We start from the raw sequence: 24624 nt of genomic DNA, 5'->3' as shown, positions 1-24624 counted from the left end.
GTCGGTCCATGCCCGAGCTGTCCTACGCCCACGGCGCGTCCGCGACCCCGCTGCTGCGCGACACCATCGGCGGCCTGCTGAGGCGCGTCGCCGCCGAGCATCCCGACCGGGAGGCGGTGGTCTCCTGCGAGCAGGGCGTGCGGCTCACCTACGCGCAGCTCGACGCCGCGGTGGACGCGGTGGCGTGCGGGCTGCTCGCACGCGGGATCGCGGCGGGCGACCGCGTCGGCGTGTGGGCGCCCAACCGGCTGGAGTGGATGCTCGTCCAGTACGCCACCGCGAAGGTCGGCGCGATCCTCGTGAACGTCAACCCCGCCTACCGGACACACGAGCTGACGTACGCGCTGAACCAGTCCGGGATCCGCCTGCTGTTCAGCGCGCCCGACTTCAAGACGAGCGACTACCGGGCGATGGTCGCCGAGGTCCGCGCCGACACCCCCGCCGTGGAGGACGTCGTGTTCTTCGGCGACGACGACTGGGCTGCCCTGGCCGCGACGCCGGTGGACGCGGAGGCGCTCGCGCAGCGGCTCGCCGGACTCGACCCCGACGACCCGATCAACATCCAGTACACGAGCGGCACGACCGGCAACCCGAAGGGCGCGACGCTCTCCCACCACAACATCCTCAACAACGGCTTCTTCGTCGGCGAGCTGTGCTCCTACACGCACGCGGACCGGATCGCCGTCCCGGTGCCCTTCTACCACTGCTTCGGCATGGTCATGGGCAACCTCGCCGCGCTGAGCCACGGCGCCTGCGTCGTGATCCCGGCCGCGGGCTTCGACCCGACCGCGACGCTGCGCGCGGTGGCGCAGGAGCGGTGCACGTCGCTCTACGGCGTCCCGACGATGTTCATCGCGATGCTCGCCGACCCGACGTTCCCCGAGCACGACCTGACGTCGCTGCGAACGGGCATCATGGCCGGGTCGCCCTGCCCGACCGAGGTGATGCGCCGGGTCGTGGACGAGATGCACATGGAGGAGGTCTCGATCGCCTACGGCATGACCGAGACGTCCCCGGTCTCGACCCAGACCCGCCGCGACGATCCGCTGGAGCGCCGGGTCGGCTCGATCGGCCGGGTCGGTCCGCACGTCGAGGTCAAGATCGTCGACCCGCTCACCGGCCTCACCGTCCCGCGCGGGCAGACCGGCGAGTTCTGCACGCGCGGCTACTCGGTCATGCGCGGCTACTGGAACGACCCCGAGAAGACCGCGGAGGCCAAGGACGACGCCGGCTGGATGCACACCGGGGACCTCGCGACGATGGACGACGAGGGCTACCTGAACATCGTCGGCCGCTCCAAGGACATGGTCATCCGGGGCGGGGAGAACGTGTACCCGCGCGAGGTCGAGGAGTTCCTGTACACGCACCCGGACGTCCTCGACGCCCAGGTCGTCGGCGTGCCCGACGCCCGCTACGGCGAGGAGCTGTGCGCCTGGCTGCAGCTGCGCGACGGCGCCCCCGCGCTCGACGCGGACGCCCTGCGCGCGTTCTGCACCGGCAGGCTCGCGCACTACAAGATCCCCCGCTACGTGCTGGTCGTCGACGCGTTCCCGATGACCGTCACCGGCAAGGTCCGCAAGAACGTCATGCGCGAGGAGTCGGTCGCGCGGCTCGGGCTGCGGGCGGCGGCCGCGACCGCCTGACCCGGGCCGGGTCCGGCGCGACAGCGGTCGAAGATACGTCAGCTGGACGACGTTCCGGACGGGCCCGCCGTCCACCATGACCGGTCGGCGGACGCATGAGGCGTGCCGCCCGGTCCCGGGAGCTCTCCAGTCGCATACCACGCCCGCTCGCCCTCGCGGCACTCGCCGCGTCCCTCGCGCTCGCCGTCGCGGCGCCGTCCGCGGTCGCGTACCCGTTCGCCGGCTCGACGTCCGCGGTCGCGCCGACCGCGGGGAAGACCGTTCGGGCCGTCGCGGCCGGGTTCCTGGACGCCGGCGACGTGCGCGACGTCGCGGCGGTCGCCGACGACCGGCTGGAGCTCGCCCGTGGGCTCGGGGACGCGGGCGACGACGGCGACCTCGACTACGCGTCCCTGCTGTCGGTCCCGGCGCCGTCGGCGGTCGACGTCGTCGTGCGCGACCTCGACCGTGACGGCCGCGACGACGTCGTGTGGGTCGACAGCGCCGGCCTGCACGCCCTGCTGCGGACCGCGACCGGGGCCGGCAGCGCCGGTGCCGGGTTCGACCGGGTCGACGTCGCGACCCCCGAGTGGGCGCTGCGTCTCGCCGTCGCCGACTTCGTGCCGGGCGGGGGCCTCGACATCGCCACGGCACCGCAGAGCGGCTCCGCGGTCCGGCTCTACGCCGGCGGGACGGACGGCTCGATCACCCCGTACGCGAGCACCACCGTTCCCGACGTCACGATCGGCTCGATCGCGCCCGCGAACCTCGACGGCTCCGGCGCTCCCGAGATCGCCTTCGGTGGTGTGCGGGTCGTCTGCGGCTCCGGCGGGGGCGTCTGCCGCGCCCAGACGCAGCCGGGCGGGCTGCGCGTGCAGGACGGTGCGCTCGTGCCGTACGACACCGCGCGGCCGCGCACGGCCTACAGCGCGTCGCTGGTCCCGGTCCCGGGAGCCGCCGGGGTCGACGACCTGCTCCTCCTGACGGGCGCGCCGTCGGTCGGCGTGGGGGTCCAGCGGATCGCCAACGACGGCCAGGGCGTGCTCTCCTCCGCCGGCCGCGGGGTCACCTTCGACGCCACGCCCTATCCGGGGACCGCGCTGAACGTCGCCGACCTCGACGGCGACGGCGCGCTCGACGGCGCCGCGCTGATCGACGGGAGCGTCCGCGTCGCCCGGGCGTCGGGCACGGTCGACACGTTCCCGGCCCGGCAGCCCAACGCGCTGGCGCTCGCCGACATGGACGGCGACGGACTCCTGGACCTCGTCAGCGGGGACGACGACGGGGTCACCGTCCGGGTCCATGCCGCATCCGGGCTGCTGACGGCGACGCCGGCCGCGCTGGACCTCGGGTCCCGGGTGGTCGCGGACGGTCCGTCCGCCGCGCAGTCGACGACGGTCAGGAACACCGGGACCGGCCCGGCGAAGCTCTCCTCGGCGCCGACGCTGACCGGTGCGGCGCCGGATCGCTTCGAGCTGCTGACCGGTCAGGCCGGCGACTGCGCCGCAGGACTGGTGCTGGCCCCGGACGACACGTGCACCGTGCGGGTGCGGTTCGTCCCGCAGGAGACGGGTGCGCGGTCGGCCGCGATCCGGGTCGCGAGCAACGCCCCGCCGCTGAGCGTCCCGCTCTCCGCGGTCGGGACGGAGCGCCGGCTGCGCTATGCGGTCTTCGAGCAGGAGCGGTACCGCTTCGGGGAGCAGCAGGTCGACGACGGCGCGACCGACTACGGGGACTTCCTGAGGATCGAGAACGTCGGCAGCGCACCGGTCACCTACGACGCGACGAGCCTCCGCGGGCCGGACGCCGAGGACTTCGTCCTGGAGCCCCCGGCCGACGGGGACTGCACGCACGACCTCGTGCTCGCGGTCGGCGCGAGCTGCTCGGTGCGGTTCGCGTTCGACCCGACGAGCCCGGGGGACAAGGCCGCGACGCTCGCCTTCACGAGCGACGCCCCGGAGCGGACCGTGACGCTCGCGGGCATCGGGGTGCGCCGCGGCGCCACCCTGACCCCGTCGGTCCTCGACTTCGGGGACGCGCTCCCGGACGGGCGGCCGGGCATGGCGCTCACCGCCGTCCTGCGGAACACCGGGACCAGCGAGCTCGACGTCCGGCTCCGCGACGCCTCGGGCGAGCTCGCGCCGGACGAGCTCGGTCCGTTCACGCGCGACCGCACCGTCGAGGACGACTGCGGCGCCGTCCTGCCGCCGGGCACGAGCTGCCGGCTGCACTACACGTTCGTCCCCGGCGGGCTCGGCCGGCGGTCCGTCCCGCTCACCGTCGACGTCGACGGACGGAAGCTCGAGCTCGGGCTCGAGCTGCGCGGTCGCGGCGTCGAGACGCTGCCGACGCCGGCCGCGGACCCGGCCCCGGACGCTCCGATCACCGCGACCACGCCGCCGGCTCCCGGGCCGACCGTGACGCCGGGCCCGGCCGCCGCACCGCCGACGACCGCCGGGTCCGCGCGGATCCGGACGTCCGGGACCGCGAGCCTTCGCGGGCGCCGTCTGCGCACGCCGTTCCTCGTCAGCTGCCCGGCCGGTGCGCGCGGGGCGTGCGCGGTCACGGGGACGGCCACGGCGGTGCGGGGACGCACGACGCTCGCCCGCGGTCGCACGGCCGTGCTCGCGGGACGGACCGCGCGGGTCACGCTGACGCTCACGACGGCGGGCCGGCGGCAGCTGCGGCGCGCCCGGCGGCCGACCGTGACGCTGCGCCTGCAGGTCGTCGGGCCCGACGGTGTGCGCCGGACGGCGACGAGGCGCGTGACGGTCCGCCGCTGACCCGCGGGGCCCTAGGCTGATCGCATGACCGCGATCGGGCTGGCCGTGACCCCCACGACCCTCGGGCTGGCCGCCGACGGCCGCTCGGCGGTGCAGGGCGACCGCACGGTGAAGGTGCTGCCGGTCCTCGACCGGTTCGCGGTCGCGTTCGGCGGCCGCGACCACCTGCCCGACCACGACCGCTTCAGCTTCGACGACGACGGCCGCGTCGTCGCCGACCGGCTCGAGCCGGACCTCGACCCGGAGCTGCTGCCCGACTGGACGCGCCGCGGGATCGTCACCAACGCGGAGCGCGTCCGCTTCTGGGAGCGCGAGCTGACGACGCCCCCCACCGACCCGGAGCAGCTGACCGAGCAGCTCTGCGCGCTCGTCGCGCCGTCGCTGGTGCGCGCCGCGTTCGCCGCCGCCCCCGACGCGGACGAGGAGACGCTCGGCCGCGACTGGTCGGTGCGCGTGTACGTCGCCGGCTGGAGTCCCGCGCGCGCCCGCGGGGAGATCTGGCAGGGCGCGGTGCGCTGCGGCCGCCCGCCGCAGGAGCCCGAGGCGATCGGCGCGTTCCTCGGGTCGCGGCAGCTCGTCACCAGCGAGGAGCGCCACGCCGGGCTCGTCGAGGACTGGGACTCCGCCGCCGACCCGGGCCTGCTGGACGGGCTCGACGGGTTCACCGCGCCGCGTGCCGCGCGCGAGCTCGTCGACCGCGCCGTCCGGGCGCAGGAGGCGCGCGGCGCGGTGGTGTCGGGGGGGCGCGTGCTGACCGTCGCGGTCGCCCGTGACGCCTCGGCCTACGTCGACGCGTAGCCCGGACGGACGGACAGCGGCTGGACGCCGCCCCCGGCGCGGGTACGCTGGCGCTGTCCCATGCCCACGTCCCGCCTCCTCAGCTTCCTGCGCAGCTTTCGCGGGCGGCTGACGTTCTTCTTCGTCGCGATCGTCATCGTGCCGATGATCTCGCTGAGCGTGATCGTCTTCCGGCTGCTCGACGACAACGAGTCGGCCAAGGCGGACGCGCGGCTGGCGGCGCGGCAGGAGGCGGCGATCAACCTCCAGGAGCGGGCGCGCAACGACGCCGACCGTGCCGCGGTCGAGGTCTCCCAGGACGTGCTGCTGGCGACCGCGTTGCGCGCCGGGGACGCCGCCGCGGCGCGGCGGCGCGCGGCGACGCTCGTGGGCGAGCTCGAGCTCAAGCGGCTGGTGATCCGGCGTCCGGCGGGCACGTTCGTCGACGTCGGGTCGCGTGACGCGGTCTTCCCCGCGGTCCGGGAGCTGCGCGACGACGGCGGCCGCTCGTTCGGCTCGCTGCTCGTCTCGACCACCGGCCCGCGCTCCTACGCGACGCTCGTGAAGGAGGCCACGGATCTCGACGTCGTCGTGTCGCGCCCGCGCGGGGCGCCGATCGACACGCTCGCCGACGTGCAGCCCGGCGTGCTGCCGACGGTCCCGTCGGTCGTCGAGCTCGGCGGCATCTCCTACCGCAGCGCGAGCTTCACCGCGCCCGCGTTCGACGGCGGCCGCACCCGCATCACCGTGCTCGCCGACGAGGCGCGCACGACGAACGACCGGCAGTCCTCGCGCGGCTTCGCGATCGGCCTCCTGGCCGGGTTCTTCGTGCTCGCGTTCCTCTGTGCGCTGATCGTCGCGCGCGCCCTGCAGCGGCAGATCGCGGAGTTCCTCGCGGCCGCCCGGCGGATCGGCGAGGGGGACTTCGGGATCGTCGTGCCGACCGTCGGCCGCGACGAGTTCGCCGCGCTGGGCACCGAGTTCAACGCGATGAGCCGGCAGCTGCAGGAGAAGGTCGAGGCGCTGCAGCGTGAGGAGGTCCGCCTGACGAGCGCGATGCGGACGATCGGCGACACCGCCGCGTCGAACCTCGACCGCGAGGCGCTGCTGGACATCTTCGTCCGCACCGCGGTGGAGGGCGTCGCCGGCCCCGGCGGGGCGGCCCGCGCGACGCTGCGCCCCGACGAGGGCGGCGAGTTCCGCCAGCTGGCCGTGGGCGGTGATCCCGCGGGCCTGGAGGACATCATCCGGCTCGGGGAGTCCGACGTCCTCGCCACCGGTCGCCCGGCGACGGTGTCCAGCGGCGACCTGCACGCGCTCGCCCACCCGCTGCGCACCGCCCCGGACCAGAGCCCGGACGGCCCGCCGCGCGTCACCGGGATCATGGCCGTGGCGCGGCGTGGCGTCCCGTTCGACGACAAGGACCGCGAGCTCTTCCACTACCTGGCCGGGCAGGCGGGCGTGTCGGTCGAGAACGTGGGCCTGCACGAGACGGTCGAGCGGCAGGCGGTCACCGACGAGCTGACGACGCTGTCCAACCGCCGGCGCTTCCAGGAGGCGCTGGCGACCGAGGTGGAGCGCTCCAAGCGCTTCGACCAGCCGGTCGGGCTCGTGCTGCTGGACATCGACGACTTCAAGCGCGTCAACGACACGCACGGCCACCAGCTGGGCGACGAGGTCCTGCGCGAGGTGGCGCGCGTGCTCAAGGCGACCGCGCGCGAGATCGACGAGCCCGCCCGCTACGGCGGCGAGGAGCTCGCGATCGTGCTGCCCGGCACCGACCTGGAGGGCGCGTACAACCTCGCCGAGCGGCTGCGGCAGGGGATCGAGGAGCTCGAGCTGCCGCTCCCGGAGGACGGCACGACGCTGCGGATCACCGCGAGCTTCGGTGCGGCGGAGGTGCCAGGGACCGCGGACGACGTGCGGGCCCTGATCGCCGCCGCCGACGAGGCGCTCTACGCCGCCAAGCACAGCGGCAAGAACCGGACCGAGCGCGCGCAGCGCATCGGCTGACCGGCGACGGCGCTAGGGTAGTCACCGGTATGGGATTGCTCGACGACGCCATCCGCGAGCACCTCGAGCTCAAGCGCCGCAGCGGGGAGGACGCCCGCAAGCTGGCGCAGCTCGAGCACGAGGCCTTCGGGCCGATCCGCCGCGGTGATCCAGCGATCGACCTGCAGCCGCCCGGTGCGGCCACGGCCGCCGAGGACGCCCCCGTGGCGGACCGCGAGGCGTCCGACGCGGGCCTGTTCGCCGATGAGCCGGTCGCGCGCGAGGTCGCGCCGCCCGCCGAGCGCCCGCGCGCGACGCCGGAGCCCGTGGCCGAGCCGCCGGCACCCGCGTACGAACCGCCCGCGCCCGCCGACGAGGCGCCGCCGGTCGCGCGCGAGCCCGAGCCGCCGCGCGCCGAGCCCGCCTACGAGCCCGTCGCGCCGACCGCGCCGGAGCCCGCTGCGGCCGCCCCGGCGGCCGATCAGCCGACGCAGGCGTTCTCGCTCGACGACCTCGAGGCGATGGGCGGTGCCCCGGCCCCGCCGGCCGCCCCGCCCGCGGATCCGCCGGCCCGCGCGCCGGAGCCGGCGCCGCTGGCGCCGCGCGACGTCGTCCCGGCCGACGAGGAGCCCGGTGAGCACGACGTGCTCGAGGACACCCCGGAGTTCCTCGAGGAGACGCCGGAGCACGACCGGCTCTGGTTCGAGCAGAAGCCGCCGCGCGACTTCGAGTTCTGAGTCGCGATCCGCGCCGGTGGACGGCACCGGGGCGCGTCGGACGAACGTCCATCCCCGTTCAGCGGACCGGTCGCCGCGCCGATGACCGGAGGGACGCACACACCACGCGAGCCGGTCGTTGGGGAACCGCCGGCCCGCAGCTGGTCCAGCCGCCCGCGCCACGCCGCGCGGGCGCGAAGGGATCTTCGGGGCGTCCGGGTCGGAACCCCCGGCCGCCCCGCCCTTTCCCATCCGCGCACTAGGATCCGCGCATGCGCTGGAGCCCCGGAAAGCGGAGCGGGAATCTCCGTGACCGCCGCGCCTCCACCGGCGGGGGCGGCATCCCGCTGCCGGGCAAGCTCGGCGGCGGCCTCGGCACCATCATCGTGATCATCGTCGCGCTGCTCGTCGGCACCGGCGGCGACGGCGGCAGCACCGGGTCGGGCGGCGGAGCGCTCGGCGAGATCCTCGAGCAGCTCGGCGGCCCGACGGTCCCGGCCGCCACCGACGACGCGCTCGACGCCGACGCCCCGGACCCGGAGAGGCGACAGGTCGACTTCGTGAGCTTCGTCCTGGACGACGTGCAGGGCGTCTGGCGCGAGCAGTTCCGGCGCTCCGGCGAGCAGTACCGCGACGCGACCCTCGAGCTGTTCCGCGGGCGGACGTCGACCGCGTGCGGGACGGGCACCTCCGACACGGGCCCGTTCTACTGCCCGCCCGACCAGGGCGTGTACATCGACCTCGGGTTCTTCCGCGAGCTGTCGGACCGCTTCGGCGCGCCCGGCGACTTCGCGCAGGCCTACGTGATCGCCCACGAGATCGGCCACCACGTGCAGAACCTGCTCGGCATCGACGAGCAGGTCCGCGCCCGCAGCGAGCGCGAGCCCGACCGGGAGAACGACCTGTCGATCCGCCAGGAGCTGCAGGCCGACTGCTTCGCCGGCGTCTGGGGCCACGCCGCCTACACGCGGGAGCTGCTCGAGTCCGGGGACCTGGAGGAGGGGCTCGCGGCCGCCGAGAGCGTCGGCGACGATCGCATCCAGGAGGCCGCCGGGGCGGACGTGAACCCGGAGACCTGGACGCACGGCTCGGCCGCCCAGCGCCAGACGTGGTTCCGGCGCGGCTACGACAGCGGCGATCCCGAGCGCTGCGACACCTTCTCCGCCGACCTCTAGGGTTCCGCTCGACCGCACGGCCACGATCGACCGACGGGCCTGGACCCCGGGGCCAAAGCCCGGGACCGGACCCGCTGCGACAGTCTTCCCACCCGCATGCCCGACGGCTCCTCCTCCACCACCGCCACGAACGGCACCGGACCGAAGACCGCGATCGTCCTCCCGGGCGGCGGCGCGCGCGGCGCCTACGAGGCGGGCGCGCTCAGCGTGCTGCTCCCGGAGCTCGAGCGGCGCGGCGAGCGCGTCGACATCGTCTGCGGCACCTCGGTCGGCGCGATCAACGCGGCGCTGCTGGGGTCCCTGGCGGACCGCGGCGCCGACGAGATCGCGGAGATCGCCCTGTCGCGCTGGCGCGACATGCGCAAGTCCGACGTCATCAAGCCGGTCTTCGGGCCGGGCCTGCCGCTCGTCGCCGCGCGCTTCCTCGGCGAGCTGCTCGAGGTCCCGGGTGTCCGGCTCGCCTCGGTGCTCGACCCGTCGCCGCTGCAGCGCAGTCTCGCGCAGTGGATCGACTGGCTGGCGCTGCACCGCAACGTCAAGCACGGCCTGATCGACGCGGTCTGCGTCGTCGCGACCGCGCTCACCCGCAGCCAGCCGGTCGCGTTCGTGGAGACGAAGGGGCGGCTGCCGCGCCAGTCGGCCAGCGACGACCTGCGCTACGTGCGCGTCCCCTCGATGTCCCCGGAGCACGTGCGCGCCTCGGCGGCCATCCCGGTGCTGTTCCCGCCCGTGGAGGTCACGGTCCCGAAGGCGGCGGCGGACTTCTACATCGACGGCGGCACGCGGCAGAACTCCCCGATCGCGCCGGCGCTCGCGCTCGGCGCGGACCGCGTGGTGATCATCGGCTTCGAGCCGTTCGCGCCGCGCGCGCAGCCGCCGGAGAAGCCCCCGATCCCGCGGATGGCGGACGTGGCGGCGAACATCGTCGACGGGCTCCTGGTCGACCAGGTCTCCGACGACCTCCAGCGGATGGTGTCGATCAACTCGTTCTTCGTGGAGGGCGCGGCGGCCGGGTCGAGCACGTCACGGTCCGCGCGCGCCTACCGCACCGCGCGGGGCCGGCTGCCCTACCGCAAGATCTCCTACGCGCTGGTGGCGCCGGAGCGGCGCGGCGAGATGGGGCTGATCGCCGACCGCGTGTTCCGCGAGCGCTACTCGGGCCTGCGCGGGCTGCGCGACATCGACTACCCGCTCATGTCCCGGCTGCTCGGCGGGGACCGCACGCGCGCCCGCGGCGAGCTGCTGTCGTTCCTGCTGTTCGACGAGCTGTTCGTCGAGGAGCTGCTCGCCGCCGGGGCCGCGGACGCCCAGCGCTGGCTCGATCGCCACCCGCGCTTCTGGTGCTCGGACGCCGCGCACGACTTCCACGTCGACCAGGTCGAGACGCAGGCCGCCCGGGAGCAGCTCGCCATCGACGAGTGGCGGTCGTTGCGGCGGCGCTAGACTCGGCTCACCGCGGGGCCATAGCTCAGTTGGTAGAGCGCCTGCTTTGCAAGCAGGAAGTCGTCGGTTCGAATCCGTCTGGCTCCACTCGGTCGGTCAGCCCTTCGGAAACAGCGGTCGCACCGCCTGGTAGAAGCGCTCGCGGCAGCTGTCGGTCCGCGACACCGCGCGGTTGACGCCACGCGACGCGAGCGTCCCGTAGATCCGGCCGCGCTGCGGCCCGTAGACCTGCGACAGGCAGGTCCCGCCCTCACCGCGGGCCGGGCCGGCCAGCAGCAGGCTCGTCTGGCGCCGGGCCACCTCGCACGCGCGCTTCGGACGGTTGGCGAGCCACCCGGAGGCGGTGATGCGTCCGTCGGGCTCGCAGATGAGCGTCGCCTGGCGCAGCCGGGCACCGGCGTCCCGCTGGAACGAGAAGCTCAGCGACACCCGGATGGGCTTGGCGGCGTCCGCGTCCGCCGGGGCGGCCGGACCGCCGCCGGGGGCGAGCAGGACGACCGCGAGGGTGAGCATGGACGCGGCGAGGACGAGCGGTCGGGCGGGCATGATCGCCGTCCTACCCGTCGCCCGGGCAACCCACGCGCCTTCAGGGCTTGCGCGCGTCGGGCACGTCCTCGACGCGCCAGCGCTCGCGCACCCGTCGCGCGACGAGGGTGAGCTCGGTGCGGCCGCCGGGCTGGCGCAGGTCGACACCTGCGAGGTCCCCGCGGATGCGCACGGCGGCGACCTCCATCGTCGCGAACAGCTCGCGCGGGCGGCCGCGGAAGTTCAGCAGCAGTGCGCGCTCGCACGTGCCAGACGCGCGGGCGAGGCGCGTGCGCTCCGCGCGCACGCGCGTCGCGCACGCCCGCGCGTAGTCGCCGTCGGCGACGGCCCGCGCGTACTTCAGGACGATCTCGGCCGCGCCGCGCTCGGGGGCGGCGAGCCCGTCCGGGATCGCGGCCCGGACCGCCGCGCTCGAGGACGGGGCGGGGGCGGGTGGCGCGGCGGAGGCGGGCTCGCGGTCGCCGTCGAGGACGAGCTCGCCCTTCCCGCAGCCGGCCGCCGGGATCCCGGCGAGGAGCACGAGCAGCAGGACGGCCGGTCGGCGGGACGTGGTGCGCACGGCGCCGGAGGCTAGGGGATGGCGCCCCGTCGTGCCGCGCACCGCTCGGCCGCCGGGGGCGGCGCGCTAGGGTCGGGCGATCGAGACGCTCGCCCCCATGCTGAGAGCTGCGACGCGCGTCGCTCACCACCGGCTCGAGCGGCGGCTCGGCCTGCCGGGCGTGCTGCGCGGTCTGGACGACTACCGCGCCGTGCTGCGCGGCATGCACGGCTTCCACGCCCCGCTGGAGGAGGCGCTCCAGGCCCACCCCGGGCTGCGGGCCGCGCTCCCCGACCTGACGGCGCGCCGCAAGCTCCCCGGCCTCGGCGCCGACCTGCGCGACCTCGGCGCGCCGGTTCCGGCGCGGCGCGCCCCGATCCCCGACCTGGCGACCACCGCGCGGGCGCTCGGCGCGGCGTACGTCGTGGAGGGCGCGACGCTCGGCGGCGCGGGCATCAGCCGCCACGTGCGCGCGACGCTCCCCGACCCCGCCCCGCAGGCGGTGCGGTTCCTCGCGCCCTACGGCGGGCAGACCGGGCCCATGTGGCGACGGTTCCAGGAGGCGCTCGCGGCGCACGACGACGACCCCGACGAGACGGTCGGGGCGGCGCAGGAGACCTTCGCGGCGCTCGAGGACTGGCTGGAGACCGAGGGCGTGCTGCGATGAGCCTGCAGCCGCTGCCCGCGGGCACCCCGGTCGACCTGACCACCTGCGACCGCGAGCCGATCCACGTGCCCGGCGCGATCCAGCCCCACGGCGTCCTGCTCGTGCTCGACGAGCCGGACCTCGTCATCCGCCACGCGAGCGCCAACGCCGCCGAGCTGCTCGGCGTCCCCGTGCCGCAGCTCCTCGGGACGCCGTTGCCGCAGGCCGCCGGCGTCCCGGACGCCGCCGCCCTGGCCCGCGAGCTCACCGGCCTCCAGGACCGCGGCGCGGGACCGATCGCCGTCGGCTGGATCGGCGGGGACGGCGACACCCGCCGCCTCGACGCGTTCGCCCACCGCCACGACGGGCTGCTGCTGCTCGAGCTCGTGCCCGCCGGCGACCGCGCCGGGCACGACGACCGCTACGCCGGCGTGCGCGAGGTGCTGCGCCGGCTCGCCGGGGTGACCGGGGTCGTCGAGCTCGCCGACCGCGTCGCGCAGGAGGTCCGCGCGATGACCGGCTTCGACCGCGTGATGGTCTACCGGTTCGCCCCCGACTGGTCCGGCCACGTCATCGCCGAGCACCGCCGCGCGGACCTGGAGTCGTTCCTGGACCTGCACTACCCCGCGTCCGACATCCCGGTCCAGGCCCGCGAGCTCTACCGCACCAACTGGGTCCGGGCGATCCCCGACATCCGCTACGAGCCCGCCGTGCTCGAACCGCCGCCGCGGTCCGACACCGGCGCGCCGGTCGACCTCAGCCACGCCGTGCTGCGCAGCGTCTCGCCGATGCACCTGGAGTACCTGGCGAACATGGACGTGCGCGCCACCCTCACGATCTCGCTCATGGACGGCTCCCGGCTGTGGGGCCTGATCGCCTGCCACCACGGCGACCGCAAGGAGCTCCCGTGGCCGCTGCGAGCCGCCGCGGAGTTCCTCGGCGAGGTCGTGTCGCTGCACCTCTCCACGACGCAGGACAGCGAGGAGCACGCGGAGCGCGCGCGGATCCGCGGCGTGCAGCGCGAGCTCGTCGACCGCCTCTCCGAGCCGGAGGCGTTCCCGTCCGCGCTCGTCGGCGACGAGCGGCTGCTCGACGTCGTCGGCGCGACCGGGGCGATCGTGCAGGTGGGCGACGAGCGCGTGCTGCTGGGTCGCACCCCGCCGCCCGAGCGCGTCGACGCGCTGCTGCGCCACGTACGCCGCAGCGACGACGGGTCCCCGCTGCTGGTGACCGCCACCCTCCCGCGCGACGAGCCGTCCTTCGACGACGTGCGGGACGTCGCCGCCGGCGTCCTCGGCGCCCCGGTGTCCGTCGACCGGCGCGACTGGATCCTGTGGCTGCGGCCCGAGGTCGTGCGCACGGTGTCGTGGGGCGGCGACCCGACCAAGCCGGTGGAGCAGTCCCCGGACGGGATGCGGCTGCAGCCGCGCCGGTCCTTCGCGCTCTGGCGCGAGACGGTCGACCGCAGCGCGCAGCCCTGGACGGCCGCCGAGCTGCAGGCCGCCGAGGAGCTGCGGTCCACGATCGTCGGGGTCGTCGTGCGGCGCGCCGAGGACCTCGCGGCGCTGAACCTCGAGCTGGAGCGCTCCAACGCGGAGCTCGACCAGTTCGCGTTCATCGCCTCGCACGACCTCAAGGAGCCGCTGCGCGGCCTGACGAACTACGTCCACTACCTCACCGAGGACCACCTCGCCGAGCTCGACGAGGCGGGCCGCGACCAGGTCGCGACGATCATGCGGCTCGCGGGCCGCATGGAGGATCTCATCGACACGCTGCTGCACTACTCGCGCGTCGGAAGGATCGACCTGGCGGTCGCCGACACGGACATGGGCGACGTGCTCGCCCAGACGCTCGCGATCCACGAGGGGTCGCTGCGGGGGATCGAGGTCCGCGTCCCGCGGCCGCTGCCGACGGTCCGCTGCGACGCCGTCCGCGTCCGCGAGCTGCTGAACAACCTGGTCTCCAACGCGATCAAGTACCAGGACCCCGACAAGGACGAGCACTGGATCGAGGTGACGCACGAGCCGCGCACCCCGCCCGGTGCGGGCGCGCCGGAGCCCGCGTTCGTCGTGCGCGACAACGGCATCGGGATCCGCGAGAAGCACCTCGAGACGATCTTCCGGATCTTCAAGCGCCTGCACGCCCGGGACCGCTTCGGCGGCGGGACCGGGGCGGGCCTGACGCTCGCCGAGAAGATCGTGCAGCGGCACCACGGCCGGATCTGGGCCGAGTCGGTCCACGGGGAGGGCACCGAGATGTGCTTCACGCTGAAGGACCCGGACGCATGACGGCGCGTCCGGTCAGCCGGCCGATCCTCGTCGCCGAGGACTCCGACGAGGACTTCTACGCGCTCAGCCGGGCCTTCGGTCGGCTCGCGCCCGAGGCTCGGATCGACCGGGCCTGCGACGGCGACGAGGCGCTCGCGCGGCTGGCCGGCGACCACGGCTACGGGCTGCTGGTGCTGGACCTCAACCTGCCGGGCACGGACGGGCGCGAGGTGCTCGCCACGCTCAAGCGCACGCAGCCGGACGGCTGGGCGCTGCCGGTGATCGTGCTCTCCAGCTCGGCGGCGCCGCAGGACGTCACGGGTGCCTACCGGGACGGGGCCAACGCCTACGTCCGCAAGGCCCTGCGCCCGGACGACTACGAGCGGTCGATCGCCGCGCTGAAGAGCTTCTGGCTCGACGCGGTCGTCCTGCCGACGGACTGCGACGACTGACGCGCCGGGGCGGCTGGGCCGCGCGGTCCCGGGTACAGTGCAGGGCGGTGGCGGCGTACAGCACGATCCTCGCGGTCGAGGACAGCGACGAGGACTTCGAGGCGCTCGTCCGCGCGTTCCACGCCGTCGAGCCCGACCTGCGGGTCGACCGCTGCGTCGACGGGGACGAGGCGCTCGACTACCTCTTCCGCCGCGGCGCCTACGCGGAGGTCGCCGCCCCCGGCCTGGTGGTCCTCGACCTCAACCTGCCGGGCACCGACGGCCGCGAGGTGCTCGAGCACGTCAAGGCCGACGACGCGCTGCGGGTGCTGCCGATCATCATCCTCACCACCTCCGGCAGTCCCGGGGACGTGCACGCCGCCTACCGTGGGGGCGCGAACTGCTACGTGCAGAAGGCGCTCGATCCCGGCGAGTTCCGCCGCCGGATCCTGGCGCTGCGGTCGTTCTGGCTGGACGCCGTCATCCCCGCCCGCGACTGATACGCCAGGCCTCTCACAGGGTCCGGATCTGATATTGGAGATGCGTGCACCTTCGCCGTAGGCTTGCCGAGCAACTTCAAACCAGCGGTCGCCCTCATATCCTGGTGATCGCCGAGTTGCACCCTCTCCTCCCTCGTAGTACGTCAGGGCCACTTCTCGGAGTGGCCCTGTTGCGTTGGGGGGCACGCCCGTGATCGAGCCCGCCCCGCACCGCATCGAGCTGCGTCACCTGCGCTCCTACGTGGCCGTCGCCGAGGAGCGCCACTTCCGGCGTGCCGCGGAGCGCCTGCACATGTCCCAGCCGCCGCTGAGCCAGCAGATCAAGACGCTCGAGGAGGCCCTCGGGGTCGAGCTGCTCATCCGCAACCGGCGCGGCGTCGAGGTCACCGTCGCCGGGCAGGCGTTCCTCGAGCAGGCGCGCGCCGTGCTCGCCGCCATGGACCAGGCGGTCGACGTCGCGCGCCGCGCCGACCGCGGCGAGCTCGGCCGCCTGTCGATCGGCTTCGTCGGCTCCGCCATGTACGGCCGCGTGCCCGACGTGCTGCGCCGGTTCCGCACCGAGCACCTCGGCGTCCACCTCACGCTGCGCGAGCTCGGCACCGCCGCCCAGGTCGACGGCCTCGTCCACGGCGAGATCGACGTCGGCTTCCTGCGCCCGCCCGTGTCCGCCGAGGGCATCGAGATCGAGCACTTCGCCGACGAGCCCGTCGTCGTCGTGCTGCCCCAGGACCATCACCTCGTCGGCATGCCGTCGCTCACCCTCGTGCACCTGCGGCGCGAGCGGTTCGTGCAGCTCTCCGCCGCCGCGGCGCCCGGCCAGCACGACGCGATCCAGCGCGCGCTCGCCGCCGAGGGCGCCGCCCCGCTGGTCGTCCAGGAGGCGGAGGGCCTGCAGACCGTCGTCGGGCTCGTCGCCAGCGGGCTCGGCGTGTCGCTCGTGCCCGCGTCCGTCCGCGCGCTCGACCGCCACGACGTCGTCTACCGCGACATCGTCGGCCCCGCCCCGCGCGTCGAGCTCGCCGTCGCGTTCCGCAAACGGGACACGTCCCCGGTCGTCGCCTCGTTCGTCGAGGCCGTCCGTGCCGCGCGCGACGGCCGCCTCTGACCGCGCGGCGCGGTCAGGCCGGCGCGCCCGTCCGCGGCGGCCCGACGTGCTCGCGCAGCCAGCGGACCGTGGGGGCGGCCGCGTCCAGCCACGCACCGATCCGCTCGCCCGCCTCCGCGCTGTGCAGCCAGTCCGGCAGCGTCGCCTCCCGGTGGCCGACCACCAGCCGGCGATGGCGCAGCAGCGGGGCGCGCGGGTGATCGGCGTCGTAGCCGCGCGGCACGCGCACGAGGTCCGGGTCCTGCGGCTCGAGGCCCGCGCGCCGCGCCTTCCCCAGCGCCCGCACGAGCGCCGGACCCGTGCGGTCGTCGGCCACCGCCTCGCGCAGCCGGGCGACCTGGTCCCGCTCGGTGCGGTACACGCCGGCCGCCACGAGCAGCCCGTCGAGGCTCAGCTCGACGTAGCAGCCGATCCCGCCCTCGAACCCGAACGGGATGCCGATGTGCTCCTTGATCGGCGGGCGCGGATGGAACCGCGTGTCGTTGTACGGCCGGAACAGGCGCACCGGGCCGAACCGCGCGAGGTCCCGGCCGAGGGCGAGCGCCGGAGCCACCAGATGGTCGTCGTAGCGGTCGCGGTTGGCCTTGAACCAGTCGCGGTCGTTGTGTGCCTCGAGGTCCTCCAGGAACGCGATCGCCGCGGGCGGGAAGCCGGTGAACTCGGGCATCGCGACCACGCTACCGATCGGTGGGGGTCCGATCGGCTGGACCTCCTAAAACGTTCCTGAAGCCCGACCGACCGGACGTACCATCGACTCATGGATGGCATCGTGATGTACCTCGTCTTCCTCGTCCCCGCGCTCGTCCTGGGCCTCGCCGCCCAGTGGTGGCTGAAGCGGACGTTCGCGACGAACAGCGAGATCGGCGTGCAGTCGGGCATGACCGGCGAGGAGGTCGCGCGCCGGATCCTCGACGCCAACGGCCTGCACGGCGTTCCCGTCCACCCGTCGCCCGGTGGTCCCCTGAGCGACCACTACGACCCGCGCTCGCGCGGCGTCTTCCTGTCCGAGCCCGTCTTCGCCGGCCGGTCGATCGCGGCTGCCGCGGTCGCCGCGCACGAGGTCGGGCACGCGATCCAGCACGACAAAGCCTACGCGCCGATGCAGGTGCGCTCCGCGCTCTTCCCCGCGGTCGCGTTCGCCTCGTCCACCTGGATCTTCCTGCTGCTCGCCGGTGCGTTCATGAACGCGATCGGCCTCATCCAGGTCGCGATCGCGCTCTACGCCGTCGCCGTGCTGTTCCATTTCGTGACGCTGCCCGTCGAGTTCGACGCGTCGCGCCGCGCCCAGGTGCAGCTCGCCGGCATGGGGCTCGTCACCGACGTGGAGCGCAGCGGCACCCGCAAGGTGCTGACCGCGGCCGCCATGACCTACGTGGTCGGTGCGATCGCCGCCCTGTCGCAGCTCATCTACTTCGTCCTCGCCTACCTGCAGGACTGAAGACGTCTCGCCCGTGACCCGCCCTGCGCGCGATCGCGCGGGGCGGAGGGCGACGCGACACCCCACCGCCGCCGCGCCGGGAGCTCTCCCGGGCGCGGCGGCAGAGCCGGGACCGTCAGGCCGCCGCGGCGGACTTCAGGAGCTCGTCGGCGACGCGATCCGTCGCGTCGCCGGTGCCGCCGAGCAGCCGGCGGGCGAGCTGCGCACGGCGGAAGTACAGCGGCGCGTCGTGCTCCCACGTCGCCCCGATGCCGCCGTGCACGTTGATGTTCGAGCGTGCCGCGTGGTCGAGCGCCGTGCCCGCCGCCGAGCGGAACGCGGAGGCCGCGAGGGCGAACTCGTCCTGCTTGGACTCGCCCGCGTAGCCCGCGTAGAACTGCAGCGAGCGCGCGTTCTCCAGGGTCCGCAGGACCTCGGTGAGCTCGTGCTTGATCGACTGGTAGGAGCCAATGGCGCGGCCGAACGTGAACCGCTCCTTCGCGTACTGGACGCTCATGTCGAGCGTCGTGGCGATCGTGCCGATCGCTTCCGCGGCGAGGATCGCGTGCGCGAGGTACCAGGCGCGGTGCAGGACCTCCTCGTCGACGTCGAGCAGGTCGCCCTGCGCCCCGTCGAGCGTGACGTGTGCCAGCGCACGCGTCGCGTCGTACCCGGCGACCGTGTCGACCTGCGCGGCCGACGCGGGCACCGCGGCCGCCACCGGCGCACCGTCGGCGGTCACGCCGACGACCACCAGCAGGTCGGCCTCCGGGGCGTCCGGGACCCAGGCGACCGTGCCGCTCAGCGTCACCGTGTCGCCGTCCACCGTCGCGGCGGGTGCCGCCGGGCGGGCCTTGCCGCGCGCCGGATCGACGGTCCAGCCGTCCACCGTCGCGCTCGGCGGGCGCGCGGGCACGTACGCGACCCGGGTCTCCCCGGATGCGACGGCCTGCACGTCGCCGTGGCCGGCGGCGTCGAGGATCAGCGTCGCCGGGAGCACGCCGAGGAACGGGACGGCCGCGAGCACGCGACCGGTCTCCTCCGCGACGAGCAGCGCGTCGAACACGCCGAGGCCGGCGCCGCCGTGCTCCTCGGAGACGAGGAGGCCGGGCCAGCCGGCGTCCTTGGCCACCGTCCAGAGGTCGGGCAGCGGCGTGCCCTCGAGCGCGTCACGCGCGGCCTCGACGGTCTTGAAGCGCGACAGCGCGCCGCGCGCCGCCTCGCGCAGGAACTCCTGCTCGTCGCTCAGTGCGAGGTTCATCGGGACGGACCGCCCTTCGTGTCGTCGCCAGCTGCTGTCGATCGATGACGCCCGGTCATGCCGTCACCGCCTCCTTCTCCTTGGCGCGCAGCTCGCTGAACGGGATGCCCTTGTCGAGCCGCGGCTCCGGGGGCAGGCCGAGCACGCGCTCGCCGATCGTGTTGCGCAGGATCGCCTCGGTGCCGCCCGCGGACTTCAGGCCCGGGAGGAACGAGATCATGTGGTACCACTCGCTCTCCTCGGAGAGCGCGTCGGGGCCGATCACGTCGGCGAGCAGGTCGCCCGCCGCGATCGCCGCGTTGACGGTCGTGACCTTCGCCAGCCCGGCCTCCGGGCCGGGGATCTGGCCCTTCGCCAGCGCGGTCAGCGTCCGGTAGCCGTTGAAGCGCACGGCGAGCAGCTCGGTCGAGATCTCGCCCAGCCGCTTGCGGGTCGTCGGGTCCTTGGCGGCGGCCGCGTCGTCGGCCAGCGCGGTCGCGAAGCGGTCGGCGCGGTAGCCGAAGCCCTCGGACCCCAGGCCGATCGTGAGCCGCTCGAACATCAGGACGGTGAGCGCGGTGGCCCAGCCGCCGTTGACCTGACCGACGATGTTCTCGGCCGGGACGACGACGTCGTCGAGGAAGACCTCGTTGAACTCGGCCTCCCCGGTGATCTGCCGCAGGCCGCGCACGGTGATGCCGGGCGTGTTCATGTCGATGACGAACATCGTCAGGCCCTTGTGCTTGTGCTGCTCGGGATCGGTGCGCGCGAGCAGCATCCCGTAGGAGGCGAACTGCGCGTACGTCGTCCAGACCTTCTGCCCGTTGAGCGTGTACGTGCCGTCGCCGTTGTCCTTCGCGCGGGTCTGCACCGCGGCGAGGTCCGAGCCGGCGGCGGGCTCGCTGAACAGCTGGCACCAGACCTCGTCGGCATGGAGCATCGGGCCGAGGTACTTCGCCTTCTGGTCGTCGGTGCCGTGGGCGATGAGGGTCGGGCCCATCATGCCGATGCCGATGACGTCGAGGATGCCGGGGACGCCGGCGGCGGCGATCTCCTGGTTGGCGATGACCTGCTCGATCGGGCCGAGGCCCTGACCGCCGAACTCCTTCGGCCACGTGAGGCCGGCGAGCTCGTTCTCGGCGAGCTTGCGCTGCCAGGCGCGGCGGCTGTCGATGTAGGCCGTGTCACCGCTGTCGCCGCCGGCGGGCGGGGCGTCGGCCTTGTTCGCCTCGAGCCAGTCGCGCACCTTGGCGCGGAACGCGGCCTGCTCGGGGGTGTCGTTCAGATCCACCCTGTTCTCCTTGGTCGACTGGTCAGTCAGGAGGGACCGTAGCACTGTTGGCACGGCGCCAACGAGCGACAGAGCGCCTGTTCTGGAAGTGCGCCGCCGGGGGTCCGGCGGCGCCCGCTCCGGGTCACTTCGGCGGGTCGCCGCAGACGAGGTCGGCGTACGCCGTCGCCCCGTTCGGGGAGAGCCCGTCCTGGCGTCCCTGCGCGTAGGACAGCGTCCAGCACTGCTTCCACTTCGCGTGGTCCCAGGTCACCTGGGGCTGGACGGGGCCGGCGCTCAGCCCGCCCACCGGGCGGGGGGCGGCGTCGGCGGCAGGAGCGGCGAGCGCCGCGGCGGTCACGAGGACGGCGGCGGCGGAGCGGATGGTGTGGGTGATGGTCATGTCCGCCCAACCGCGGCCGCCGACGGAACTTACGTGCCGAGCGAGAACCCGCGGTTGAGCAGCTGCGTCGCCTGCCTGCCCGGGTCGGGGGAGTGCAGCAGCACGACGACCAGACGCCGGCCGTTCTGCTCCGCCGCCCCGACGAAGCAGCGGCCCGCCGCGTCCGTGTACCCGGTCTTCACGCCCAGCGCGCCCGGGTAGCCGTCCCGGATCAGGTAGTTGTGGCCGTACAGGTAGATGCGGCCGCCCTTCGTCGGGAACGGCAGCACCGCGCGGCGCCGCTTCATGATCCGCGCCACGCGCGGCTGGTCGAGCGCGAGCTTCGCCATCGCCGCCAGGTCCACGGCGCACGACCGGTTGCCCTCGTCGACGATCCCGCTCGCCGACGCGAACGCCGTACAGGCCAGCCGCTCCTCCTTCGCCCGCTCGTTCATCTGCGCGACGAACGCCGTCTCCGTCCCGGAGACGTGCTCGGCCAGCGCGACGGCCGCGTCGTTCCCCGACACGAGCATCAGGCCGTTGAGCAGCGTCTCCAGGCGCACCCGCTGCTTCTTCGGGAGGATCCCGATCTTCGAGCCCTCGACGTTGCGCGCCCGTGCGGAGATCCGCACCTTCTCGTCGGCGTCCGTCCGCTCGGCGGTCAGCACCGCGGTCATGATCTTCGTCAGCGACGCGATCGGCAGCGGGGTCACCGGCCGCAGCCGCCAGAGCACCTCGCCGCTGTCGATGTCGACGAGCAGGCCCGCCGCGGGCGGCCGCTTGAACGCCACGCGGACGGGATCCATCGCCGTCGCGTCCAGGCGCAGGTCCAGCGCTTTCGGGCCCCCGTCCACCAGCAGCGCGCCGTTGGCCTCCTGCGGGGGCGTCAGCGGCAGCGCCGGGACCGCCGGGGTCACGACCGCGGGCGTGCGCGGCCCGTCGTCGAGCAGGCCGCAGCCGCCCAGCGCCAGGCCGGCGGTGAGCAGGAGGACCAGCGGGCGCCGTCTCACCGGTCCGGCGGCTGGCGCAGCGCGCCGATGATCCCGAAGGCGAACATCGCCAGGACGATCAGCGACACGAGCGACAGCGGCGTGGGGCCGGTGTCGACGAGGTCGGCGATCGTGAACACGCCGAGCAGCAGCGTGAACGCGAGGGCGAGGCCGAGGACGGTGCGGTGCTCGTTGGACATCAGTACACCGGGTACTTCGCGCCCCCGAAGGGCAGATCCTTCACGCGGGTCGCGAACAGGCGGATCGCGACGAGCCCGAACAGGAAGCCGCCGATGTGCGCGAAGTACGCCACGCCGCCGCCGCCCCCGGTCGGGTTCGTCAGGTCCAGAGCGCCGAACGCGATCTGCTGGAAGAACCAGAAGCCGAGGATCAGGGTCGCGGGCAGCTCGATGATCGTGAAGAAGAAGACGATGAAGATCAGGGTGACGACCCGGGCGCGCGGATACAGCAGGATGTAGCCGCCGAGCACCCCGGCGACCGCCCCGGACGCCCCGACCGTCGGGACGATCTCGTCCGGGCCGACCGCGATCTGCAGGCCCAGCGCGGCGAGGCCGCCGAGCAGGTAGAAGGCGACGAACCGGGCGCGGCCCATCGCGTCCTCCACGTTGTTCCCGAAGATCCAGAGGAACAGCATGTTCCCGGCGAGGTGCAGCAGGCCGCCGTGCAGGAACATCGAGCTGAACGCGGTCAGGACGGTCGGCGGGCCGGTGACCTCGACGCTCGGTCCGTCGCACACGAGCTGCGAGCCGAGGATCCCGCACTGGTCGCCCGGGTGGCTGAACTCGTAGGGGATCGCGCCCCAGTCGACGATGAACTGCTGGTCGGGATCCCCGAGGATCGACCCCGGCCGCTGCAGCAGCAGGTACACGAGCACGTTGAGCGCGATCAGCGTCAGCGTGACGACCGGCAGCCGGTCGGTCGGGATGTTGTCCTTGAGCGGGAACACCGCTCCGGGAGGGTACGGGGCGCGCTACGCGGAGGCGGCAGCGACCGGGCCGACGCCCGGCTCGTCCTGCTGGACGTGCAGGTCGGCGTGGTAGCTGGAGCGCACCAGCGGCCCGGACGCGACGTGGTCGAAGCCCAGCGCCATGCCGCGCTCCTCGACCTCCTTGAACTCGTCCGGGTGCCAGTAGCGGATCACCGGCAGGTGCCGCTCGGTCGGCCGCAGGTACTGGCCGACCGTGATGATCTGCACCTCGGCCTCGCGCAGGAGCTTCAGCGTCTCGACGACCTCGTCGACCGTCTCCCCGAACCCGACCATCAGGCCGGACTTCGTCGAGAGCCGGTCGCCGCCGTAGAACTTCGCGGTCCGCAGCACGCGCGTCGAGCGCTCCCACGTCGACCCGCGACGCGCGATCGGGTACAGGCGCGGCACGACCTCGACGTTGTGGTTGAAGACGTCCGGACCCTCGTTGATCACGCGCGCCAGCGGCATGTCCGCCCCGCGGAAGTCCGGGGTCAGCACCTCGATCTTGCAGCGCGGCGCCTGCTTGCGGACCTGGCGGATCGTCGCCGCCCAGATCCCGGCACCGTAGTCCGGCAGGTCGTCGCGGTCGACGCTCGTGATGACCGCGTGGCGCAGGCCCATCTTCGCGATCGAGCGCGCCACCCGGGCCGGCTCCAGCGGGTCGTTCCAGGTCGGCTTGCCGGTCCGCACGTTGCAGAAGCCGCAGCGCCGCGTGCACGTGTCGCCGTGGATCATGAACGTGGCCGTGCCGCGCTCCCAGCAGTCCCCGATGTTCGGGCACGCGGCCTCCTGGCAGACCGTGTGGAGGTCCTCGTCCCTGATCTGCTGGCGCAGCTCGAGGTACCGCGGCGAGCCCGGTGCCGGGACCTTGAACCACGGCGGCTTGCGCTCGCGGATCGGGACGCCCTCGCTGCCCAGGAACTGCACCACGTCGATGCCGCCCGGGTTGCGCCGCGAGCGCGTCGAGAGGTGCCGGTCGTCGGTCGTCTTCGGCGTCGTGGCCATCGCCATCCAGGCTACAGATCGCCCGTCGGCGGCCCCGGGTCTCGATCCGGTGTCGGCGCGCCCACGACGGCGCCGGGCTGCGCGATGATGCGGGCCGTGGCGCTCGGGCCCTACCAGCTGACCGCGAGCGAGCTGTCCGCGGTGCTGGCCGCGGACCGCGGCGGCGTGCCGTACCTCGCCTACCGCGCCGGGGACGCCCGCCTGGTCCTCCACGCGCTCGACGGGGACCTCGTCACGATCGGGCGCGCGGTCGAGAACGACGTCACCGTCGACTGGGACCCGGAGGTCTCGCGCTCGCACGCGCGACTCGAGCGCGTCGCCGCGCGCTGGACCGTCGTCGACGACGGCCTCAGCCGCAACGGCACCTTCGTCGGCCCCGACCGCGTCACCGGACGCCGGGCGCTGGAGCCCGGTGATCTCGTGCGCGTCGGGCGCACCGTGCTCGTCGTCCGCGCCCCCGCGCAGCAGGCGGTCGAGACCGTCCAGGCCCAGGACACCGCCGGTGCCGCCAAGCTCACGCCCGCCGAGCACCGGGTGCTCGTCGCGCTGTGCCGGCCGTGGGCGGCCGCCAGTGGCGGGGTCGCGTCGCCGGCGTCCAACCAGGAGATCGCCGACGAGCTCGTCCTCTCCATCCCCGGCGTCAAGACGCAACTGCGGTCGCTGTTCCAGAAGCTCGGGGTCGAGGAGCTGCCGCAGAACCGCAAGCGCGCCGAGCTCGCGCGGCGCGCGCTCGCCACCGGTCTCGTCCGCGCCGCGGACCTCGCCCCGCCCGGCTGAGCACGCAGCGCCCGA

The 24624-nt window shown here is 74.4% G+C and carries 24 protein-coding genes and 1 tRNA gene; 15 read left to right on the top strand and 10 right to left on the bottom strand.

Annotated elements, in window-relative coordinates:
• The first annotated feature begins 8 nt into the window (after nt 1-8).
• From C7Y72_RS04865 to C7Y72_RS04830, 8 genes are all read left to right on the top strand, one after another.
• Complete coding sequence (locus C7Y72_RS04865; RefSeq protein ID WP_107567462.1) at nt 9-1643, top strand: AMP-binding protein; 1635 nt, start codon at nt 9-11, stop codon at nt 1641-1643.
• A 95-nt stretch (nt 1644-1738) separates the two neighbouring features.
• Nucleotides 1739-4405 carry a choice-of-anchor D domain-containing protein gene (locus C7Y72_RS04860; RefSeq protein ID WP_107567461.1) on the top strand — a complete coding sequence of 889 codons (2667 nt, stop codon included), beginning with the start codon at nt 1739-1741 and terminating at the stop codon, nt 4403-4405.
• Nucleotides 4406-4429: 24 nt separating this feature from the next.
• Nucleotides 4430-5203 carry a hypothetical protein gene (locus C7Y72_RS04855; RefSeq protein WP_107567460.1) on the top strand — a complete coding sequence of 258 codons (774 nt, stop codon included), beginning with the start codon at nt 4430-4432 and terminating at the stop codon, nt 5201-5203.
• A 60-nt stretch (nt 5204-5263) separates the two neighbouring features.
• Nucleotides 5264-7195, top strand: coding sequence for a diguanylate cyclase (locus C7Y72_RS04850; RefSeq protein WP_107567459.1), 1932 nt, complete (start codon nt 5264-5266; stop codon nt 7193-7195).
• 29 nt (nt 7196-7224) lie between these two features.
• On the top strand, nt 7225-7911 hold the full coding sequence (locus C7Y72_RS04845) for a hypothetical protein (RefSeq protein WP_107567458.1): 687 nt from the start codon (nt 7225-7227) through the stop codon (nt 7909-7911).
• A 251-nt stretch (nt 7912-8162) separates the two neighbouring features.
• Entirely contained in the window at nt 8163-9065 is a 903-nt protein-coding gene (ypfJ, locus tag C7Y72_RS04840) for a KPN_02809 family neutral zinc metallopeptidase (protein ID WP_107567457.1), read from the top strand.
• Nucleotides 9066-9161: 96 nt separating this feature from the next.
• The gene (locus tag C7Y72_RS04835) at nt 9162-10508 is read left to right on the top strand and encodes a patatin-like phospholipase family protein (RefSeq protein WP_107567456.1); all 1347 of its coding nucleotides are present in this window, start codon (nt 9162-9164) and stop codon (nt 10506-10508) included.
• 14 nt (nt 10509-10522) lie between these two features.
• Nucleotides 10523-10595 (top strand) — tRNA-Ala (locus C7Y72_RS04830).
• 9 nt (nt 10596-10604) lie between these two features.
• On the opposite strand, the gene C7Y72_RS04825 is transcribed toward C7Y72_RS04830, so the two are convergent.
• Entirely contained in the window at nt 10605-11054 is a 450-nt protein-coding gene (locus tag C7Y72_RS04825) for a hypothetical protein (RefSeq protein ID WP_107567455.1), read from the bottom strand.
• Between the two features lie 40 nt (nt 11055-11094).
• Entirely contained in the window at nt 11095-11613 is a 519-nt protein-coding gene (locus tag C7Y72_RS04820; protein WP_107567454.1) for a hypothetical protein, read from the bottom strand.
• A gap of 97 nt (nt 11614-11710) precedes the next feature.
• On the opposite strand from C7Y72_RS04820, the gene C7Y72_RS04815 reads away from it, so the two are divergent.
• The 5 genes from C7Y72_RS04815 to C7Y72_RS04795 all read left to right on the top strand — a co-directional run bounded on the left by C7Y72_RS04815 (nt 11711) and on the right by C7Y72_RS04795 (nt 16541).
• Nucleotides 11711-12259, top strand: a complete 549-nt coding sequence (locus C7Y72_RS04815) for a biliverdin-producing heme oxygenase (RefSeq protein WP_107567453.1) — start codon at nt 11711-11713, stop codon at nt 12257-12259.
• Nucleotides 12256-14526, top strand: a complete 2271-nt coding sequence (locus C7Y72_RS04810; protein ID WP_107567452.1) for an ATP-binding protein — start codon at nt 12256-12258, stop codon at nt 14524-14526. Before C7Y72_RS04815 ends, C7Y72_RS04810 begins: the two co-directional genes overlap by 4 nt.
• On the top strand, nt 14523-14957 hold the full coding sequence (locus C7Y72_RS04805) for a response regulator (RefSeq protein ID WP_107567451.1): 435 nt from the start codon (nt 14523-14525) through the stop codon (nt 14955-14957). Before C7Y72_RS04810 ends, C7Y72_RS04805 begins: the two co-directional genes overlap by 4 nt.
• 47 nt (nt 14958-15004) lie before the next feature.
• Nucleotides 15005-15436 (top strand): response regulator, encoded by a 432-nt coding sequence (locus C7Y72_RS04800; RefSeq protein ID WP_107567450.1) that lies wholly within the window; start codon nt 15005-15007, stop codon nt 15434-15436.
• Between the two features lie 190 nt (nt 15437-15626).
• Nucleotides 15627-16541 carry a LysR substrate-binding domain-containing protein gene (locus C7Y72_RS04795; RefSeq protein WP_158276647.1) on the top strand — a complete coding sequence of 305 codons (915 nt, stop codon included), beginning with the start codon at nt 15627-15629 and terminating at the stop codon, nt 16539-16541.
• A gap of 13 nt (nt 16542-16554) precedes the next feature.
• On the opposite strand, the gene C7Y72_RS04790 is transcribed toward C7Y72_RS04795, so the two are convergent.
• A complete protein-coding gene (locus C7Y72_RS04790) occupies nt 16555-17208 on the bottom strand; it encodes a DUF2461 domain-containing protein (RefSeq protein WP_107567448.1) in 654 nt (217 codons plus the stop codon).
• Between the two features lie 90 nt (nt 17209-17298).
• Here C7Y72_RS04790 and C7Y72_RS04785 point away from each other — a divergent pair, with 90 nt between their 5' ends.
• On the top strand, nt 17299-17979 hold the full coding sequence (locus C7Y72_RS04785; RefSeq protein WP_107567447.1) for a zinc metallopeptidase: 681 nt from the start codon (nt 17299-17301) through the stop codon (nt 17977-17979).
• 115 nt (nt 17980-18094) lie between these two features.
• On the opposite strand, the gene C7Y72_RS04780 is transcribed toward C7Y72_RS04785, so the two are convergent.
• From C7Y72_RS04780 to lipA, 7 genes are all read right to left on the bottom strand, one after another.
• Complete coding sequence (locus C7Y72_RS04780) at nt 18095-19219, bottom strand: acyl-CoA dehydrogenase family protein (protein WP_107567446.1); 1125 nt, start codon at nt 19217-19219, stop codon at nt 18095-18097.
• A 55-nt stretch (nt 19220-19274) separates the two neighbouring features.
• Complete coding sequence (locus C7Y72_RS04775; protein ID WP_107567445.1) at nt 19275-20489, bottom strand: acyl-CoA dehydrogenase family protein; 1215 nt, start codon at nt 20487-20489, stop codon at nt 19275-19277.
• Between the two features lie 124 nt (nt 20490-20613).
• Entirely contained in the window at nt 20614-20871 is a 258-nt protein-coding gene (locus C7Y72_RS04770; protein ID WP_107567444.1) for a hypothetical protein, read from the bottom strand.
• A 29-nt stretch (nt 20872-20900) separates the two neighbouring features.
• Nucleotides 20901-21860 carry a D-alanyl-D-alanine carboxypeptidase family protein gene (locus tag C7Y72_RS04765; protein ID WP_107567443.1) on the bottom strand — a complete coding sequence of 320 codons (960 nt, stop codon included), beginning with the start codon at nt 21858-21860 and terminating at the stop codon, nt 20901-20903.
• Nucleotides 21857-22039: a hypothetical protein gene (locus tag C7Y72_RS04760; protein ID WP_107567442.1), complete on the bottom strand. Its 183-nt coding sequence runs from the start codon at nt 22037-22039 to the stop codon at nt 21857-21859. Before C7Y72_RS04760 ends, C7Y72_RS04765 begins: the two co-directional genes overlap by 4 nt.
• Nucleotides 22039-22806, bottom strand: a complete 768-nt coding sequence (locus C7Y72_RS04755) for a rhomboid family intramembrane serine protease (RefSeq protein ID WP_107567441.1) — start codon at nt 22804-22806, stop codon at nt 22039-22041. Before C7Y72_RS04755 ends, C7Y72_RS04760 begins: the two co-directional genes overlap by 1 nt.
• Before the next feature lie 24 nt (nt 22807-22830).
• A complete protein-coding gene (lipA, locus tag C7Y72_RS04750) occupies nt 22831-23832 on the bottom strand; it encodes a lipoyl synthase (protein ID WP_107567440.1) in 1002 nt (333 codons plus the stop codon).
• Between the two features lie 96 nt (nt 23833-23928).
• Between lipA and C7Y72_RS04745 the strand changes: the two genes are divergently transcribed.
• A complete protein-coding gene (locus C7Y72_RS04745) occupies nt 23929-24609 on the top strand; it encodes an FHA domain-containing protein (RefSeq protein ID WP_199223858.1) in 681 nt (226 codons plus the stop codon).
• Nucleotides 24610-24624: the final 15 nt, after the last annotated feature.

Origin of the sequence: Paraconexibacter algicola, assembly GCF_003044185.1 — a bacterium.
GTDB lineage: Bacteria > Actinomycetota > Thermoleophilia > Solirubrobacterales > Solirubrobacteraceae > Paraconexibacter > Paraconexibacter algicola.
Note: the sequence above shows the minus strand (reverse complement) of the source record. Positions and strands in the feature narration are given on the sequence as shown.

Bases quoted from the DNA above. Each gene is read 5' to 3' on its own strand.
- C7Y72_RS04805 (WP_107567451.1), top strand. From the start codon at position 14,523: ATGACGGCGCGTCCGGTCAGCCGGCCGATCCTCGTCGCCGAGGACTCC.
- C7Y72_RS04845 (WP_107567458.1), top strand. From the start codon at position 7,225: ATGGGATTGCTCGACGACGCCATCCGCGAGCACCTCGAGCTCAAGCGC.
- C7Y72_RS04785 (WP_107567447.1), top strand. From the start codon at position 17,299: ATGGATGGCATCGTGATGTACCTCGTCTTCCTCGTCCCCGCGCTCGTC.
- C7Y72_RS04825 (WP_107567455.1), bottom strand. From the start codon at position 11,054: ATGCCCGCCCGACCGCTCGTCCTCGCCGCGTCCATGCTCACCCTCGCG.
- C7Y72_RS04780 (WP_107567446.1), bottom strand. From the start codon at position 19,219: ATGAACCTCGCACTGAGCGACGAGCAGGAGTTCCTGCGCGAGGCGGCG.
- C7Y72_RS04835 (WP_107567456.1), top strand. From the start codon at position 9,162: ATGCCCGACGGCTCCTCCTCCACCACCGCCACGAACGGCACCGGACCG.
- ypfJ (WP_107567457.1), top strand. From the start codon at position 8,163: ATGCGCTGGAGCCCCGGAAAGCGGAGCGGGAATCTCCGTGACCGCCGC.
- C7Y72_RS04865 (WP_107567462.1), top strand. From the start codon at position 9: ATGCCCGAGCTGTCCTACGCCCACGGCGCGTCCGCGACCCCGCTGCTG.
- C7Y72_RS04770 (WP_107567444.1), bottom strand. From the start codon at position 20,871: ATGACCATCACCCACACCATCCGCTCCGCCGCCGCCGTCCTCGTGACC.
- C7Y72_RS04855 (WP_107567460.1), top strand. From the start codon at position 4,430: ATGACCGCGATCGGGCTGGCCGTGACCCCCACGACCCTCGGGCTGGCC.
- C7Y72_RS04850 (WP_107567459.1), top strand. From the start codon at position 5,264: ATGCCCACGTCCCGCCTCCTCAGCTTCCTGCGCAGCTTTCGCGGGCGG.
- C7Y72_RS04810 (WP_107567452.1), top strand. From the start codon at position 12,256: ATGAGCCTGCAGCCGCTGCCCGCGGGCACCCCGGTCGACCTGACCACC.
- C7Y72_RS04790 (WP_107567448.1), bottom strand. From the start codon at position 17,208: ATGCCCGAGTTCACCGGCTTCCCGCCCGCGGCGATCGCGTTCCTGGAG.
- C7Y72_RS04860 (WP_107567461.1), top strand. From the start codon at position 1,739: ATGAGGCGTGCCGCCCGGTCCCGGGAGCTCTCCAGTCGCATACCACGC.
- C7Y72_RS04760 (WP_107567442.1), bottom strand. From the start codon at position 22,039: ATGTCCAACGAGCACCGCACCGTCCTCGGCCTCGCCCTCGCGTTCACG.
- lipA (WP_107567440.1), bottom strand. From the start codon at position 23,832: ATGGCCACGACGCCGAAGACGACCGACGACCGGCACCTCTCGACGCGC.
- C7Y72_RS04815 (WP_107567453.1), top strand. From the start codon at position 11,711: ATGCTGAGAGCTGCGACGCGCGTCGCTCACCACCGGCTCGAGCGGCGG.